This window comes from Cupriavidus sp. Met-2 (assembly GCF_049843575.1).
Classification (GTDB): domain Bacteria; phylum Pseudomonadota; class Gammaproteobacteria; order Burkholderiales; family Burkholderiaceae; genus Cupriavidus; species Cupriavidus metallidurans.
In genome coordinates this window covers 59,431-76,572 of sequence record NZ_JBBHZL010000014.1, presented here as the reverse complement: position 1 = coordinate 76,572, position 17,142 = coordinate 59,431, and the positions used below count along the sequence as shown (strand labels likewise).

The window sequence follows — 17,142 nt, the reverse complement described above, 5'->3', positions numbered from 1 at the left end:
CACATTGCTCGCCGTCTTACCGTAGTCATGGCACAGGCAACGCCCCCGCCCTCTCCCCACTCCCCCGCGCCTCCGGAACCGCAGCGGAGCCAACCGGAGGACACGCGCCAGTCCGAGCTCGAAGTCGCGCTGCTGCCGCGTCACTCGCCGGTGGCGCGCGTGGGCCTGCTCTGCTTCACACTGCTCGTGGTGTACGCGAGCCTCTATCCGTTCACCGGATGGGTCAACAACGGCGTCTCGGCGTTTGCCTTCCTGACCGCGCCGAAGCCGCGCTACATCACCGAGTTCGACCTGCTGACCAATGTGCTCGGCTACTGCCCGTTCGGCGCGCTCGTTGTGCTGTCTCTGCATCCGCGCGTGTCCGGCGCACGGGCCACGCTGATCGCGCTGGTGGCCGGCGCGCTGCTGTCCGGCTCGATGGAGGCGCTGCAGACCTGGCTGCCAACGCGCATCTCCTCGAACATTGACCTGATCACGAATGCGCTGGGCTCACTGCTCGGCGCGGCCGTGGTGGCGCCGTTCACCAGTGCGCTGGTGGACCGCGGCACCCTGACGCGACTGCGCTATGCGTGGTTCGAGCCGTACGCGAGCTTCGCGATCATCCTGATCCTGCTCTGGCCGTTCGCGCAGATCTTCCCGCAGGAGCATCTGTTCGGCATGGGCGGGATCGTGCGGGAATGGCTGACCGACCCGGACTCGTGGCCGATGGAGCTGGTGCAGGCCTATTTCCCTTCGCTGATCGCATGGCAGGACAACATCGGCCTGCGCCCTGACGATATGCAGGGCCAGTTGATGCTGGAGACCATGGTCACGGCATCGAGCTGGATCGGCACCGGCCTGTTCGCCTCGATCGCCATGCGGCGCACCGCGCCGATGCTGCGCATCCTGGCGGGCCTGCTGACTGCCGCGCTCATCATCAAGGCCGCGGTAGCCGAGCTGCAGTTCCCGGACGACAACGCCTTCAACTGGCTGTCCGAGGGGGGCCGCTTCGCGCTGCTGACGAGTTCGCTGGTGCTGGTGCTGCTGTTGCGCCTGCCACGCTGGCTGCGGGCGATCCTCGCCACGCTGGCGCTGGCGACGCTGATCGTGCTGACCAACGTGCTGCCGTCGAACCCGTACGCGTGGATTTCGGAGCAAGGCTGGCGCATGGGCCGCTTCATCCATTTCAACAGCCTCGCGCAATGGCTGGGCTGGCTATGGCCGCTCCTGGCGTTCTTCTACATCATCTGGCGATTCGAGCAGGCCAGCGTGCGACGCCGGCTGGTGCGGCGCGCGAGGCGCCGCGCCACCGAGCGCGCGGTGGCGGCCGCGACGGAAGCGCAGCAGGAATCGAAGCGGCCGCAATCCTGAGGCCGCTCCTGCTAGTGCAGTTGTCCGCCGCCCTCGCGAATATCCGCGTCCGTCGATAGCGACGTGGCCACCGCCACGCGCAACCCCGCGATCAGCGTATCGAGTGCGAGGCTCGGCGCCCCCGGATGACGCGCGGCCTGTTCGGGCAGATAGGGAATATGGATGAATCCCCCGCGCGTGGGCGCGGCGGCGCTGCCCGCCTTGCGATGGGCAAGCACATGCATCAGCCCATAGAACACGTGATTGCAGACGAAGGTACCGGCGGTCTGCGAGACCATCGCGGGCACGCCGGCCGCGCGCATGTCGCGCACGATCGCCTTGATCGGCAGGGTCGAGAAGTACGCGACCGGGCCATCCTTGGCGATCGGCGCGTCGATCGGCTGGGCCCCGGCGTTGTCGGCAATGCGGGCATCGTCGACATTGATCGCCACGCGCTCGATCGACAGCTCGGTGCGGCCACCGGCCTGCCCGACGGCGATCACCACGTCAGGGCGTAGCGTATCGACCAGCGCGTCCATTGCCTCGATGGCCTTGCCGAAGACGCAGGGCAACTGCCGCGCAACGATCAAGGCATCGCCCACGCGCTCGCCATCGAGCGCACGCACCGCCTCCCAGGACGGATTCACCGGTTCATTCTCGAACGGCTCGAAGCCGGTCAGCAGGACAGTACGGGTGGTCATGGCCAGGCTCCGGTTACATCAGGAAGTACAGCAGGATGATATTGGCCACCAGGATGCACAGCGCGGTAGGCACCTGCGCGCGAATCACGGCGTTCTTGTCTTCCAGTTCCAGCAACGCGGCAGGAACGATGTTGAAGTTCGCGGCCATCGGCGTCATCAGCGTGCCGCAGTAGCCGGAGAACATGCCGATCGCCGCCATCACGGCCGGGTTCGCATTGAACATGCCGACCAGGATCGGCACGCCAACACCACCGGTCATCACCGGGAACGCGGCAAAGCCGTTGCCCATGATGATCGTGAACAGCGCCATGCCCACGCAGTACACCGCCACGGCCACGAGCTTGTAGTCCATGTTGATGTACGCCGTGGTCAGGTGCGCCACGGCCTTGCCTACGCCTGCATCGGCAAACACCAGACCCAGCATCGCCAGCATCTGCGGCAGCACCAGCGCCCAGCCGAGCGACTCGATCAGACGACGCGATTCGCGCATGCTCTGCGTCACCGTGTCGCGTGTGAGCCAGCAAACCACGATCAGCGAGACGATACAGCCGATACCGAGCGACACGAACGTGACGTTCTTCGGATCGAGCAGCGCCAGTCCGGCGATCTTCACATCCTTGAACAGCACGGTACCGAGCACCGTGACCAGCGGGATCAGCAGCGCCGGAATGAACAGCTTGTTGCCCAGGCGACGCGCGCTGGCGCGACGCTCTTCCTCTGGCAGGCTGCCATGCTTGCCCTGGCCCACGCCGCCGAATCCGGCGATCAGCGCCATCACCACCGCGCCCACGCCAACGATCGCGGGCGGGATCTTGTCGCCGACGAGAAAGATGACCGCATATAGCAGCCAGAACAGCCCCGTGGACAGCCGACGCGGGTGCGTCTTGTCCGTGAACGTCATCAGGGCCGTGATCAGCAGGACGAAGCCGGCCAGCCAGTAGAGATAGTCGATCGAGACAATCATGGCTTACTCCCCTTTCGCTACGGCAGTGGCCGGCGTGCCGGCGGCTTGCTTGCCACCGAGTTCGCGTTCGAGCCAGCCATCGAGACGCTTCAGGCGCACGGCATGGATCAGGAACGCGCAGATGGCGGTGGGGATGCCCCAGACGGCGATGTGCAGCGGCTCGACGTCGATGTTCGATGACAGCAGGAACGTGTGCATCAGCGCGATGGCGCCGAAGGCCACGAAGATGTCCTCACCGAAGAACAGGCCAACGTTGTCGGTAGCGGCACAGAACGCCAGGATGCGTTGGCGCACCGGTTCGGGCAGATGACCGAATCGGTTCTCGGCCGCGCCTTCGGCCATCGGCGCCAGCAGCGGGCGCACCATCTGCGGATGGCCGCCCAGGCTTGTCAGCCCCACCGCTGCGGTGAGTTCACGTACACCCAGGTAGACGATCAGCAGACGGCCAACGGTAGCCGATGCGATTCGCGAGATCCACGCCTGGGCATGCTCGCGCAGCCCATGACGCTCGAGCAGGCCGATCACCGCCAGCGGCAGCAGGATGATCAGCGGCAAGTTGCGCGCCTTGACGAATGCCGTGCCGATCGCCGTGAAGATCTGCATGACAGGCATCGACGCGGCCAATCCGGTGACGATAGCAGCCGCGGCCACCACCATCATGGGATTGAACCGCAGAACAAAGCCAAGGATGATGACGCCGACCCCTAGCAGGGGCCAAAGATTGAGTGCGGTTTCCATGGAGTGCACCGGATAAGGTTTGGGGGGAGCAAAACCAGCGCGTGAGTGAGCCCGTCGTGATGGCTCGTCAGTTGCCGGCACGGATGGCAATGCCTTCCGCGCCGAGCCGTTCCCGGATGCGGCGCGCGAAGGCAAGCGCGTGAGCACCGTCGCCGTGCAGACACACGGTTTCGGCGCGAATCGGTACCCAGGTGCCATCAATCGCGCGCACCTGCTTGTCGCGGACCATCGACAGCGTCTGGTTCAGGGCCACGTCTTCGTCCTCGTGCAACGCGCCCGGCGTGCCACGCTTGACCAGCGTGCCATCGGGGTTATAGCCGCGGTCGGCGAAGACTTCTTCTTTCACGCGCAGGCCCGCCGCGCGTGCGATGTCGATCATCTGGCTGTTGGCCAGGCCAAAGAAGACCAGGTCGGAGTCGTAGTCACGCACGGCGCGCACGATCGCCTCGCACAGCTTTGCGTCGCGCACGGCCATGTTGTAGAGCGCGCCGTGCGGCTTCACGTGGGCGAGTTCGCCGCCCTGCGCGCGCACCATCGCATCGAGCGCGCCGATCTGGTACAGCACATCGGCATAGACCGCCTCGGGATCGCGCTGCATCTCGGTGCGGCCGAAGTTCTCGCGATCCGGGAAGCTCGGATGCGCGCCGATCGACACCTTGTTGGCCAACGCCCATTTCACGGTCTGCAGCATCGTGGCGGCATCGCCCGCGTGCCAGCCGCAGGCGATGTTGGCGGAGCTGATCAGCGCCAGCAGGGCTTCGTCATTGCCGCAGCCTTCGCCGAGGTCGGCATTCAGGTCGATTTGCATGTGCGTTCTCCGGGGATATGTCGGGGCAGGCGATTGGAATTCGTTGTTTCGTTGCGTCGTTGCATCGTCTGGGCGTTCAGGCGACAAAGCGCGTGGTTGCGCGGCGCCGCGCGGCGATCTGCATGCCGTCGCGCTGCCATGCCAGTGCCTGGTCGATCTGGCGCAGGTAGCGGTCCACCTCGGCCTGCGCGGCGGCGGCTTCCTCGAGCGTGACCTGGCGGAAGCGCACGGTCGCGCCCAGCGGCACCTGCGCCAGTCGCCACAGGTCCGCGCCAATCACGGTGCCGATCTTCGGATAGCCGCCCGTGGTCTGCGCATCGCTCATCAGGGCGATAGGCTGGCCTGACGGCGGCACCTGCATCACGCCCGGCACCACGCCGTGCGACAACAGATCGGCCGAGCGCTCGGCTCGGCGTGCCAATGCGGGACCTTGCAGACGCAGGCCCATGCGGTTGCTCTGCGGCGTGATGGTCCATTCGGACTGCCATAGCGCGGCTTGCGACGCCGGCTCGAAGTCGGCGTATTCGGGGCCGGGCAGCAGGCGGATTGCGATGGCATTGCCACCGTCTTGCCCGGGCAGCGCCCAACCCGGCGCGGCCACGCCCACCCAGTCCTGCCCCTGCTCGATGCCGGGCCGGCCCACGGGCAGGCGATCGCCTTCACGCAGCACGCGGCCTTCGAATCCGCCAAAACCGGACTTGAGATCGGTGCTACGCGAATTCATGACCAGGGGCACGTCGATGCCACCGGCCACGCAGAGATAGGTGCGCGTGCCGCCGCGCGGCGACGGCAGCGTGAGCGTCTCGCCACGGCGCACGTCGAACGCGTGCCACGACCAGACCGGGACACCGTCAAGATTCGCGCTGCATTCGGCGCCCGTCAGCGCCACGCGCATGTCGGCCTCAAAACGCACGGCGGCGCGGCCCAGTGTGAACTCGATCGCCGCCGCGCCGGGATCGTTGCCGAGCAGGCGATTGCCGACGCGCAGCGCCAGGTCGTCAGCCGCGCCCGAGCGGCCCACGCCGAAGCGGCGGAAGCCCACACGGCCGAGGTCCTGCACCGATGCCTGCGCGCCAGGCCGAATGATCTCGATCACAGCAGGATCTCCTCGGCAACAAAACGCACGGTATCGCCGGGCGCGAACAACGACGGCGGATCGCGATCGGCCACGAATAGCTGGGCGTCGGTACGCCCGATCAGTTGCCAGCCACCCGGCAGCACGGCCGGGTAGATGCCGGTCTGCTCGCCACCAATGCCCACCGCGCCAGCCGGCACGGCCAGACGCGGCTCGCGGCGGCGCGGCGTGGCCAATTCGGGCGCAAGCCCGCCCATGTAGGTAAAGCCGGGCTGGAATCCAAGGAAATAGACCACGTACTCGCCAGCGGCATGGCGGTGCACGACCTCAGCGGGTGTCAGGCCCGTGTGGGCGGCCACATCGGCCAGATCGGGCCCGAACTCGCCGCCGTAGCGGACCGGGACTTCCACGAGCCTGCCCGTCGCATTGCGCGCCTCTCCCGAAGCCCAGGCGAGCTTCAGGTTGCGCTCCAGCGCTGCCACGTCCGCCGTGCCATCGAAGGTCACGGTGAGGTTGTTCATGCCCGGCACCACATCGACCACACCCCGCCAGTCGGCGGCACGCGCGGCCATCGCCCAGATACGTCGCTGGACATCGAGCGACGCCGGCGGCTCGACGCTGTAAAGCAGCGCCTGTTCAGCCAGACGATGGACGGTGCATTGAGGCATTTGGAACTCGCGAGGTAACTGCAGCCCGCAGTCTCAGGCAGTGTAGGCGCCACAAGACCACGGTGCTGACTCGCCGATGAAGCCGACGCGACTCAATCGAATTTCATCGACGATTTATCGATAAATTCATGGTATCGAAACTTACCGGTGCACGGCACTCGGTGTTGACCCTAGGTAGTTATGCACCGTTAGCGACAAGAACACGCCAAGAAGATGCAAAAGAGGTGCTTGCACCACCTCAATGGAAAGGCTGCTGAAAGGGTGTGGCTACGTACGGGCCAAAAAAAAGCGGCCGGGAAATCCGGCCGCTTTTCGTGACGCGCAAGAAAACGTCGATCGATCAGGCAAACCCCGCCTGATGCGCCTGCTGATCAGCGTGATACGAGCTGCGGACCATCGCGCCGACAGCGGCGTGGGTGAAGCCCATCTTGTACGCCTCTTCTTCGAACATCTTGAAGGTGTCCGGGTGGACGTAGCGCGTAACCGGCAGGTGGTGGTTCGACGGCGCCAGGTACTGGCCGATCGTCAGCATGTCGATGTCGTGGGCGCGCATGTCGCGCATGACGTCGAGGATTTCCTCGTCAGTTTCGCCCAGGCCCACCATCAGGCCCGACTTGGTCGGCACATTGGGATTGCGGCGCTTGAAATCCTGCAGCAGCTTCAGCGAATGCGCGTAATCAGCGCCGGGGCGGGCCTGCTTGTACAGGCGCGGCACGGTTTCCATGTTGTGGTTCATCACGTCGGGCGGGCATGCCTGCAGGATGTCCAGCGCGCGGTCCAGGCGGCCGCGGAAGTCCGGCACCAGCACTTCGATACGCGTGTTCGGCGACAGCTCGCGCGTTTGCGAGATGCAGTCGACGTAGTGCTGGGCGCCACCGTCACGCAGGTCGTCGCGGTCGACGCTGGTGATCACCACGTAGTTGAGCTTGAGCTGGGCGATCGTGCGCGCCAGGTTGCCGGGCTCGTTCACGTCGAGCGGGTCCGGGCGGCCGTGGCCCACGTCGCAGAACGGGCAGCGACGCGTGCACTTGTCACCCATGATCATGAACGTGGCGGTGCCCTTGCCGAAGCATTCACCGATGTTCGGGCAGCTGGCTTCCTCGCACACGGTCACGAGATTGTTGGCGCGCAGGATGTCCTTGATCTCATAGAAGCGCGAATTGCCAGTGGCAGCCTTGACGCGAATCCAGTCCGGCTTCTTGAGCTTTTCCGCCGGCACGATCTTGATAGGGATGCGAGCGGTCTTCTCGGCCGACTTCTGCTTCTTGGTCGGATCGTAGTCGGCAGGGGATTGCGTGACTTCGCTGGACGTGGCGATCGGGGCGTCGCTCATACTGTTCTCCGCACGCGCGTCAGCGTGCAATGTAGGCTGTAAATATAGGCTGTGATTCGGGCCGGGCTAGCCATGCTCAGGCGGCCTCGGCAGCGGCTTGTCCCGGCACCGGGGCACGCGCTTCGCGTGCCGCCAGTACCTCGCACAGGGCCGCCGCCAGGCGTTGTGCGATCTCGGGTTGTTGTGTCGCGGTGACGGGCCGATGCACCGCGCCGCCGGCATCGTCCGCCGCCGTGAAGGCGGCGCCCGCGGTAGCCATGTCGACCGTTTCCAGTCCGGCATAGCCGCAGGGATTGATGCGCAGGAACGGCGACAGGTCCATCTGCACGTTGAGGCTGACGCCGTGATAGCTGCAACCGTTGCGGATCTTGAGACCAAGCGCGGCGATCTTGGCACCCTGGTGCTTACCGTCGGACAGGTAGATACCCGGGGCGCCGGCCTTGCGTTCGGCTGCGAGATTATACGCCGCGAGCGTGTCCAGTACCGCCTGCTCGATGTCGTGCACGAGCTCGCGCACCATCAGGTGACGCCGGCGCAAATCGAGCAGCAGGTAGGCCACGACCTGTCCCGGTCCGTGGTATGTGATCTGGCCGCCACGATCGATCTGCACGACCGGAATCGTGTCGTCGGGGGCGAGCAGATGCGCGGGGTCGCCGGCCTGGCCAAGCGTGTAGACCGGCGGATGCTCGACCAGCCAGATCTGGTCGGGCGTCTCGGGCGTGCGGGTGGCGGTGAAGTCCCGCATGGCGTCGAAACAGGGCTGATACGGCTGGCGGCCCCGGTCGATGACGTGAATCGGATGCATGGGCAGGAGTGTAACGAAAAGGGCCGGCCTACGCAGAGCGCGGGCCGGCCCGATTTGCTTCGTCATGCTGGTGTTCAGGGTTCGTCGCGCGGCGGCCAGACAAGTCTGAGCCGCCGCTCCGGCACCGCACCATCAGCATCAGGAGGCGGTGATCTTGTCTTCCGCGGGCGTCCACTCCGTGCCTCGAACCAGCCGCCTCACAGCGCGATATGCAATATGCGGCACATCGGCCAGCGTCAGCGCCGGACGGCGCGCTTCGGCGATCAGCGCCAACCGTACCGTGCCGGCGGCACGCGGGTCCACGCTGAGCACGATCTCATCGCCGCGCCGGAGCATCAGGCTCGAACCACAGCGCAGCCAGTAATCCTCCGAGTCGTTTTCGCGGGTCACCCATACATCCATGCCTTTTGCATCTTCCACGAACAGACGCTGTGCCGCGTGCAGCGACAGCGCGGTGACTTCCCCGGGGGCGAGGGTGAAGACGGTCGTTGTGAGCAGGGCTTTCATGATGACTCTCCGTGAGTCCGGATTCCAGCTGTCTTGGCGGGGGTTCAGAAACTGGCTTGGCATTTGGACCGGGCCAGTTATTCATTGTGTCCAGCGGTCTCCGGTGAAGTGAATTCTAGTGATTGCCCTGCCACTATCAAAACGATATATATTCTTGTGTCTTGTTAGCCAACCTCACATAGCCGAGAGCACCATGGTCTGGAGCGGAGCCTGGAATCCCGACGAACCGCGTAGCTGGAAGCGCGAGTTTCCGCGCTTGCCCGCGCTGGCCGCGCTGCGCACCTTCGAAGCCGCGGCTCGCCACGAGAGCTTTTCGCGGGCCGCCACCGAATTGTTCGTCACGCACGGCGCGGTCAGCCACCAGATCCGCGCGCTGGAAGAGGAACTGGGGCAGCAACTGTTCGAGCGCAGGGGCAAGCGCGTGATGCTGACCACCAACGGACGTCTCTATGCCGAGCGCGTGCGTGACGCGCTGTTGCAGATCGCCGACGCCACGCGCGTGCTGCAGGCCGGCAATCGCGACAAGCGCCTGACCATCAGCACCATGCCGTCCTTTGCCGCGCGCTGGCTGACGCCCCGCATCGGCAGCTTCATCGAGCAGCATCCGGAACTGGACGTCGAACTGCTGTCGTCGAACTCGCTCGTCGACTTCGCCAGCGAGGAGGTCGATATCGCGCTGCGCATGGGCACCGGCCACTACCCGGGCCTCTACGTGGAGAGGCTGCTCGACGATGTGTTCTTCCCCGTCTGCAGCCCGAACTACAACGGTGGCCGCCTGCCCGAGCAGCCGGCCCACATGGCCGGCATGCCGTTGCTGCGGGGTGAAGGCGATCCGTGGAAACCGTGGTTCGAAGCGGCCGGGCTCGACTGGCCCGAGCCGACCAAGGGCCTGCTGCTGCAGGATTCGTCGCTGCTGCTGCAGGCTGCGGCCGAAGGACAGGGCGTGGCGCTGATCCGCTCGTCGCTGGCCTACAACGACCTGCTGTCCGGCCGGGTGGTGCGATTGTTCGACGTCAGCATTCCATGCCCGTGGCTGCTCCACTTCGTCTGCACGCACGCCAGTCTGGAGACACCCAAAGTCCAGGCCTTCCGGCACTGGCTGCTGCCCGAGATGGAGCGATTCCGCAACATCCTCTCGCAGTGGAACTAGTCTTCGCCTGAATCGTCCGGCTCGGCCAACTCGTCCGATTCGTCCGGCTTGCTGGGTTTCACGCTGGATGCCTTCGGCGACTTGCTTGCCCGACCGGCGCGCGGGTGGGCCTGATCGTAGACCTTGGCCAGGTGCTGGAAATCGAGCGAAGTGTAGATCTGCGTGGTGGAGATGCTGGCGTGGCCCAGCATTTCCTGCACCGCCCGCAGGTCACCGGACGACTGCAGCATATGCGTGGCGAACGAGTGGCGCAGCATGTGCGGATGGACATCGCTGGGCACGCCCGCGGCCAGCGCCTGGCGTTTGATGCGCTGCTGCACCGTGCTGATCGGCAACCGCCGGCCGCGCGTGCCAAGAAACAGCGCGTGGGCATCCTCGGGCAGCGCGCCGGGCCGCAGCATCATCTCGCGCACATGAATCCAGGCTTTCAGCGCCTGGATCGCCTTGCTGCCCACCGGCACGGTGCGCCGGCGCGAACCCTTGCCGAGCACGGTCACTTCGGCGCCATCGAGATCGAGCCAGCCGGACGAGCGATAGTCGCCGTCCTCCGTATAGCGGACGTCTAGCTGGATCAGCTCTGACAGCCGCAGGCCGCTCGAATAGAACAGCTCAAAGACAGCCTGATCACGTAGCGATTCGTTGGTGTCGTCCTGGCGATGGGCGACCAGCGCCACCGCATGTTCGACCGAGAGCGCCTTGGGCAGCGGCCTGCCACGCTTGGGCGCGCGCACGCCGTCGACGGGATTGGACTGTACGCCGTGACCATGCCGCGCCGCCCAGAGATAGAAGCCGCGCCACGCCGACAGCGTGCGTGCGATGGTGCGGGCCGACAGGCCATTGCCATGCAGCCGCGCCGCAAACGAACGAATGTGACGGGTCTCCAGCGCCAGCAACGCCACGCCGGGCGCCAGGCGAATGGCTTGCGACTGCAACACGGACAGATCGTGCCCGTAGCTGGTCAGCGTGTGCGCGGCGAGCTTTCGGCTCGTCGCCAGCCAGTCGAGATAGCGCACCACCAGCGGGTCTGGGGCCGGCTTCTCGGCCGACGCCTCATCAGCCTCATCGACCGCATGGGCCCTGTTGCGTGCCGGCTGGCGCGTGCGCATGGAGGAGTGTTTGCCCCGCTTAGTCGCGCAGGCGATTCAGCGCCGCGCCGGCGACTTCGCCGATCTGGGCCAGATAGGCAGTGCCCATACCCTCATGGAAGCGGCGCGCGTCGGGCGAGCCCAGCACCAGCAGGCCGAACGCCGCGCCCGGGCCGTCCTCGTCGGGCTTGGCCGGCACGCGCAGCGCCACCATCGCCAGCGACGCGACGTCGTCGCGCTCCAGCAACTGAGCGGCCTCGAAACCGGCGTTCGCGCCGCAGAACGGCGCGCGCAGGCCTTCGGCGAACAGGCGCAGGTCATCGCTGGCACCCTGCGCCACTTCCATGTGGGCATAGGTCTCACCGACGCTCCACAGGCGCAGCCCCACGGCGGGCACGTCGAACACCTGCTGCAGGCCGTCGCGCACCGCATAGGGCAGCGCGTGGGAATCGGCCTCGGCCAGCAGGCGCATCTGCCAGTCATGCATACGCTGCTGCGTGCGATCGTTCTCGTGGCCGTGCCGGACGAGATCGGCCAGCTTGAGTTCCAGACCCTTGTTCTTCTCGCGCAGGATTTCCATCTGGCGCTCCTGCAGCGACACCGCCCGATGGCTGTGCGGGCTGGTCAGTTGCACCGTCGCCAGCAGTTCGGCGTGATCTTCGAAAAACTGCGGATGGCTCTGCAGGTAAGCGGCAACGTCTTGAGCGTTCATGGGCTTCCACCGGAACAAATTTTGGATGGCAGTGTAGCAAAGACGCCATCCACTACGTTTGTATCAACCTTTTCTGCCTGGAAATGCTCATCAGAATGCCGATGCCCATTCCCAGCGTCACCAGCGCGGTTCCCCCGTAGCTCATCAGCGGCAGCGGCACGCCCACCACCGGCAGGATCCCGCTCACCATGCCCATGTTCACGAAGGCGTAGGTGAAGAAGATCAGCGTGATGGAGCCGGCCAGCAGACGCGAGAACAGCGTTGGCGCGTTCGCCGCAATATAGAGCCCGCGGAAGATCAGCAGCAGGTACAGGACCAGTAGCACCGCATTACCGATCAGCCCGAACTCCTCGGAGAACACGGCGAAGATGAAGTCGGTGTGCTTCTCGGGGATGAATTCGAGGTGCGTCTGTGTGCCCTTGAGCCAGCCCTTGCCGGTCACCCCGCCCGAGCCAATCGCGATGATCGACTGGATCGTGTGAAAGCCCTTGCCGAGCGGATCAGTGGTCGGGTCGAGCAGCGTGCAGACACGGTGCTGCTGGTAGTCGTGCAGGATCGGCCAGTTCACGCCCGGCGCACAGATCTGGTTCTGGTAAGTCACGATCAGCGTGATCACGACCACGCCCGCACCGAGAATCGGCAGGATGATCTTCCACGTCAAGCCCGCGAAGTAGATCACGTAGATGCCGGCGGCCAGCACCAGCAACGCAGTGCCCAGGTCAGGCTGCTTGGCGATCAGGCCGACCGGAATACCGAGCATGATCAGTGCCACGACGAAGTCGAACCATTTGATCACCCCCTCGCGTTTCTGGAAGTACCACGCCAGCATCAGTGGCATCGCGATCTTCATGATCTCGGAGGGCTGAATCACCATCCCCACGTTCAGCCAGCGCCGCGCGCCCTTGCGGATCAGGCCGAACATCGCCACGGCAATCAGCAGCGCTACCCCCACGGTGTAGAGCGGCACGGCAATCCGCATCAACAGCTGGGTCGGCATGTAGGCGATCACCAGCATCACCACGTACGACAGCAGGATATTGCGCAGCTGGTCCTCGACCCGGCCCGGCATGTCGATCGCGGCCGAGTACAGCGCAACGATGCCGGTGGCGAACAGCAGAAAGACGATCAAGGCCAGCGGCTTGTCGAAGCCGGTCAGGGCAGACTTGATGATCGATACGACGCGGCGTCGGTCCATGCGCGTCTCCTTATTACTCTGAAACGTTGTTGCGGGCCGACGAGCCCGAGGCCGGGCCCGCGACATTGGCGGGCTTTGGCCGGGCGGGCTGCGTCTTCGGCTTGGCGGGTGCCGGGGCCGAGGCGGGCGTTGCGCGCGACGGCGTGGCGGGTGGCGTCGGCGCTGGCTTGCTGTGGCCAAGCGCCTGCAGCATCCGCGCATCGAGCGTCACTTCGGCCGAGGCCGGGGCGATGGCATCCGGGTCGAGCTGGCCGGCAATCGTGTCGGATGCCGACCGTGCCGCCGGCACCGATGCGGAAGCCCCCGCCGCGCTCGCGCCTGCGGCATTTGCAGCGCCCGTCGTGGCATCCGACGCGGCGGCCGGTGCTGTCTGCATCACCGTGGCACTGGCGGCATTGGCGGTCTGGCCAGTCGTGAACACGCTCGGCGTGTCGACAGGCGGCTTGCCGCCAGCGCGCTCGCGCTCCGCGGGCGGCGGGGCCGTCGCGGCCAGTTCCTCCGGCCACTTGCCCAGCAGGTAGTAGTCCATCACCTTGCGCGCGATCGGCGCGGCCACGGCGGCGCCAAAACCCGCGTTCTCGACGATCAGCGCCAGCGCGATCTTCGGATGATCGGCCGGGGCGAACGCGGTGTAGAGCGAGTGGTCGCGCTTGCGCTCGTCCAGCGCATGGTGGTTGTACTTCTCGTTCTTGCCCAGCGTGTAGGTCTGCGCCGTACCGGTCTTGCCGGCCGACTCGTAGGCAGCGCCGGCGAACACCCGTGCAGCGGTACCGGAGTGCGTCACGGCAACCATCGAACGCTTGATCACGTCGATATCGCCCTGCTTGAGCGGGATGCGATAGCTTTCCTTGGGCACGGTCAGCGTGCGCTTGCGCGAGACCGAATCCTCCACGGCCTTGACCAGGTGGGGCTTCATCGCCACGCCGTTGTTGACCAGGATCGACACCGCGTTGGCCAACTGCAGGATCGTGAAGCTGTTGTAGCCCTGCCCGATGCCCAGCGAAATGGTTTCGCCGTCATACCACTTCTGCTGCTCGGGGCGGCGGTACGCCTTTCGCTTCCAGTCCGTGGATGGCAGGATGCCGCGGTTTTCGCCCTCGATATCGATGCCGGTGATCTGGCCGAAGCCGAGCGGCTTCATGAAATCGTGGATCGCGTTGACGCCCATGTCACGCGCCAGCATGTAGTAATAGGTGTCGCACGACTGCACGATCGACGCCTGCATGTCCACCCAGCCGTGGCCGCCGGGCTTGTCGTCGCGGAACGTGTGGTTGCCAAGCGTGAAGAACCCTGGATCGTGCATCCCCCAGGCGGCAGTGCGCTTGCCCGTGGTCAGCGCAGCCAGCGCCATGAACGGCTTGTACGTCGAGCCAGGCGGATAGGTGCCGCGCAACGGTCGGTTCAGCAGCGGCTTGTCGGGTGAGTTGTTCAGTTCGTCCCAGGTCTTGGAGTCGATGCCTTCGACGAACAGGTTCGGATCGAAGGTCGGCTTGGACACGAAGGCCAGGATGTCGCCCGTTTCGGGCTCGATCGCCACCAGCGCTCCACGGCGATCGCCGAACAGCTGCTCGGCCAGTTGCTGCAGGCGGATGTCGAGCGACAGGATCAGGTTGTTGCCCGGCGTGGCCGGCGACGTGGACAGGGTGCGAATCGGCCGCCCACCTGCGCTGACCTCCACCTCCTCGAAGCCCGTCAGGCCGTGCAGCTCGGTCTCGTAGCTCTGTTCCAGCCCGATCTTGCCGATGTAGTTGGAGCCCTTGTAGTTGTCGGCGTCCTTGCGCGGATCGTACTTGTCGCCATCGGCGGCGTCGTTGGCCTCGTCCATGGCCTCGATCCGCTCCTGGTCACGCTGCGAGATGCGACCCAGGTAGCCGACCACGTGGCTGGCCGCTTCGCCCAGCGGATACTGGCGGAACAACCGCGCGCGCACGTCGACGCCCGGAAAGCGGAAGCGCTGCGCCGAAAACCGGGCTACCTCCTCGTCGGTGAGCTGGCTGCGTATCGGCAGGCTTTCGAAGCTGCGCGATTCCTCCAGCAGCCGCTTGAAGCGGCGACGGTCGCGCGGTTGGATATCGACGAGCGTGGCCAGCTCCTCGATCGTGTTGTCGAGCGTGTCGGTCAGCTTGGACGGCGTGATTTCAAGCGTGTACGCGGAGTAGTTGCGCGCCAGCACCACGCCGTTGCGGTCCATGATGATGCCGCGGTTAGGCTCGATCGGCGCCACGGAGATGCGGTTGTCCTCGGCCTTGGCCGAGTACTGGTCGTGCTTGTACCACTGCAGCCACAGAAAGCGGGAGAACAGCAGGCCAAAGCAGACGACCGTGAACAGGGCGGCGGCCGCCACGCGGATGCGGAAGCGGCCGATTTCCAGTTCGACGTTGCGAATTTCGGTCATGGCGGTACTGCGGGCGGCGTGGTGAGCGCGTCAGGGATTGGGACTAGATCGGACGCGTCTCATCGACTTCGTTCGATCTGCGTTGCGGCGCCAGCAGCAGGCTGGTGGCCATCGGCCACAGCACCGCCTCGATCACCGGGGCCAGCAGCAATTGCCAGCCGGGCAGCGGCGCGCCCATGGCCAGGCGGATAACCACCGGCACCGCGTGCGCGATGAACAACAACGGCAGCACGTGCAGCGCCTGCGCGTAGACCGAAAACCACAGTACCCGGCGATGGATCGTGATCGCGAAGTAGGCCAACAGCGTGTAGGCAAGCGCATGTTCGCCAAGCAGGCGAGCGTCATGCACGTCCATCAGCAAACCCAGCAGGAACGCCACGCCCATGCCAACCTTGCGTGGCTGGTGGATGTTCCAGAACACCAGCACCAGCGCCACGACGTCCGGAATCCAGAGCGTCTCGCCCCAGGGCATCAGGTTGATCAGGAAGGCCAGCACGAAGGTCAGCGCGATGAACGCGGGATTGACCGGGCGCAGCAGGTATTGGGATGTCGTCACCGTGCGGGCTCCGAGGGTTTCTGCGCCGGCGCGGCCGTGGGCGTGTCCGCGGGCTTGTCGGCCGACGTGGCCGCCTTGTCTGCCTTCTGCTCGGCGCCAGCGCGTGCCGCCGCCGACCGCGAGCCGCGCTCGGCCTTCTGCGACGTGGCTGCCTCCGGCGGGCGCGGGGCAAGGCCCGACTCATAGCGCACCACTAGCAACTGGCGGTGCGAACGCACACCGGCCACGGGCTCGCAATACACGCGGGAGAACGCCGTATCGGCTTTGCGTTCGATCTGGACAATCTTCGCCACCGGCAGGCCCGGCGGATAGGTGCCATCGAGGCCCGACGTCACCAGCAGGTCGCCCTGCTGCAGATCGGCCGATGCCGCCATGAAGCGCAGGTCCAGCAGACCGGCGCGTGAGCCGCCAAAGGCCACGCTGCGCAGACCGTTGCGCACCACCTGGACCGGGATCGCCTGGTCCTTGTCGGTCAGCAACGTCACTTCCGACTGGAACGGGGAAACGCGCGTCACCTGGCCGATCACGCCGCGCTCGTCGATGACCGGATAGCCGGCGCGCAGGCCCTGCATGCTGCCGCGATCGATCACGATACGCTGGCTGTAGGGGTCCCGGGCGTCGTAGAGGATTTCCGCCGGGGTCACCGGCGTGGTCGATTGCTGCGTCAGGTTCAGCAGCTTGCGAAGCTGGTTGTTCTCGGATTCGAGCTGGGCCTGGCGAACCGAGGCATTGGCCTGCTCGAGCGCCGCACGCCGCAGCTCGCGGTTCTCGTTGGCCAGTTCGACGGAAGACTGGGCGTAGTCGAAGACGCCACGGATGGCGTCGCGCGGTACCAGCACCAGACGCTCCACCGGCATCAGCACGGTGGCAGCCACCTGGCGCACGTTGCGCATGGCGTCAAAGCGCGCGTCGACGATCAGCAGCACCAGCGCGATCGTCACGAAGATAACCAGACGCGCAACGGCGGACGTGCCTTGCTTGAAGAGCGGCGGTGGAGAGTAATCCATTTACCCGTGCGCAGGCGATGCCAATCCGCCAGCGCGACGCCCCGTCCCTTGCGGGACGGGGCGGGTCGGGCTGGCGGAGAAAACGTTCAAGATGGGGGAGGGCCCGGCGACGCG

17 protein-coding genes are annotated in these 17,142 nt (G+C 65.8%); 2 read left to right on the top strand and 15 right to left on the bottom strand.

The window, feature by feature from the left end; genetic code table 11:
* Nucleotides 1–27 precede the first annotated feature (27 nt).
* On the top strand, nt 28–1,350 hold the full coding sequence (locus WD006_RS24845; protein ID WP_011514993.1) for a VanZ family protein: 1,323 nt from the start codon (nt 28–30) through the stop codon (nt 1,348–1,350).
* 11 nt (nt 1,351–1,361) lie between these two features.
* On the opposite strand, the gene pcp is transcribed toward WD006_RS24845, so the two are convergent.
* The 9 genes from pcp to WD006_RS24800 all read right to left on the bottom strand — a co-directional run bounded on the left by pcp (nt 1,362) and on the right by WD006_RS24800 (nt 8,928).
* Nucleotides 1,362–2,030, bottom strand: a complete 669-nt coding sequence (gene pcp, locus WD006_RS24840) for a pyroglutamyl-peptidase I (RefSeq protein ID WP_011514992.1) — start codon at nt 2,028–2,030, stop codon at nt 1,362–1,364.
* 13 nt (nt 2,031–2,043) lie between these two features.
* Nucleotides 2,044–2,994, bottom strand: a complete 951-nt coding sequence (locus WD006_RS24835) for a DUF979 domain-containing protein (RefSeq protein ID WP_011514991.1) — start codon at nt 2,992–2,994, stop codon at nt 2,044–2,046.
* 3 nt (nt 2,995–2,997) lie between these two features.
* On the bottom strand, nt 2,998–3,732 hold the full coding sequence (locus WD006_RS24830; RefSeq protein ID WP_011514990.1) for a DUF969 domain-containing protein: 735 nt from the start codon (nt 3,730–3,732) through the stop codon (nt 2,998–3,000).
* Nucleotides 3,733–3,799: 67 nt separating this feature from the next.
* A complete protein-coding gene (pxpA, locus tag WD006_RS24825; protein ID WP_011514989.1) occupies nt 3,800–4,540 on the bottom strand; it encodes a 5-oxoprolinase subunit PxpA in 741 nt (246 codons plus the stop codon).
* 76 nt (nt 4,541–4,616) lie between these two features.
* Nucleotides 4,617–5,636 carry a biotin-dependent carboxyltransferase family protein gene (locus WD006_RS24820; RefSeq protein ID WP_011514988.1) on the bottom strand — a complete coding sequence of 340 codons (1,020 nt, stop codon included), beginning with the start codon at nt 5,634–5,636 and terminating at the stop codon, nt 4,617–4,619.
* The gene (gene pxpB, locus WD006_RS24815; protein ID WP_011514987.1) at nt 5,633–6,283 is read right to left on the bottom strand and encodes a 5-oxoprolinase subunit PxpB; all 651 of its coding nucleotides are present in this window, start codon (nt 6,281–6,283) and stop codon (nt 5,633–5,635) included. Before pxpB ends, WD006_RS24820 begins: the two co-directional genes overlap by 4 nt.
* A gap of 340 nt (nt 6,284–6,623) precedes the next feature.
* The gene (gene lipA / locus WD006_RS24810; RefSeq protein WP_011514986.1) at nt 6,624–7,616 is read right to left on the bottom strand and encodes a lipoyl synthase; all 993 of its coding nucleotides are present in this window, start codon (nt 7,614–7,616) and stop codon (nt 6,624–6,626) included.
* A gap of 76 nt (nt 7,617–7,692) precedes the next feature.
* Nucleotides 7,693–8,421 (bottom strand): lipoyl(octanoyl) transferase LipB, encoded by a 729-nt coding sequence (gene lipB / locus WD006_RS24805; RefSeq protein WP_029306791.1) that lies wholly within the window; start codon nt 8,419–8,421, stop codon nt 7,693–7,695.
* A 138-nt stretch (nt 8,422–8,559) separates the two neighbouring features.
* Nucleotides 8,560–8,928, bottom strand: a complete 369-nt coding sequence (locus WD006_RS24800) for a DUF2917 domain-containing protein (protein ID WP_011514984.1) — start codon at nt 8,926–8,928, stop codon at nt 8,560–8,562.
* A gap of 193 nt (nt 8,929–9,121) precedes the next feature.
* On the opposite strand from WD006_RS24800, the gene WD006_RS24795 reads away from it, so the two are divergent.
* The gene (locus WD006_RS24795; RefSeq protein WP_029306792.1) at nt 9,122–10,078 is read left to right on the top strand and encodes a transcriptional regulator GcvA; all 957 of its coding nucleotides are present in this window, start codon (nt 9,122–9,124) and stop codon (nt 10,076–10,078) included.
* Here WD006_RS24795 and WD006_RS24790 read toward each other — a convergent pair.
* The 6 genes from WD006_RS24790 to mreC are packed head-to-tail and all read right to left on the bottom strand — an operon-like array spanning nt 10,075 to nt 17,028.
* Nucleotides 10,075–11,184 (bottom strand): tyrosine recombinase XerC, encoded by a 1,110-nt coding sequence (locus WD006_RS24790; RefSeq protein WP_011514982.1) that lies wholly within the window; start codon nt 11,182–11,184, stop codon nt 10,075–10,077. The two genes, WD006_RS24795 and WD006_RS24790, sit on opposite strands and share 4 nt — an antisense overlap.
* 19 nt (nt 11,185–11,203) lie before the next feature.
* Complete coding sequence (locus tag WD006_RS24785) at nt 11,204–11,875, bottom strand: DUF484 family protein (protein WP_011514981.1); 672 nt, start codon at nt 11,873–11,875, stop codon at nt 11,204–11,206.
* A gap of 52 nt (nt 11,876–11,927) precedes the next feature.
* On the bottom strand, nt 11,928–13,070 hold the full coding sequence (rodA, locus tag WD006_RS24780; protein ID WP_011514980.1) for a rod shape-determining protein RodA: 1,143 nt from the start codon (nt 13,068–13,070) through the stop codon (nt 11,928–11,930).
* A gap of 13 nt (nt 13,071–13,083) precedes the next feature.
* The gene (gene mrdA / locus WD006_RS24775; protein ID WP_011514979.1) at nt 13,084–15,465 is read right to left on the bottom strand and encodes a penicillin-binding protein 2; all 2,382 of its coding nucleotides are present in this window, start codon (nt 15,463–15,465) and stop codon (nt 13,084–13,086) included.
* 43 nt (nt 15,466–15,508) lie between these two features.
* Nucleotides 15,509–16,021, bottom strand: a complete 513-nt coding sequence (gene mreD / locus WD006_RS24770) for a rod shape-determining protein MreD (protein WP_008640831.1) — start codon at nt 16,019–16,021, stop codon at nt 15,509–15,511.
* A complete protein-coding gene (mreC, locus tag WD006_RS24765; RefSeq protein WP_011514978.1) occupies nt 16,018–17,028 on the bottom strand; it encodes a rod shape-determining protein MreC in 1,011 nt (336 codons plus the stop codon). Before mreC ends, mreD begins: the two co-directional genes overlap by 4 nt.
* Nucleotides 17,029–17,142 lie beyond the last annotated feature (114 nt).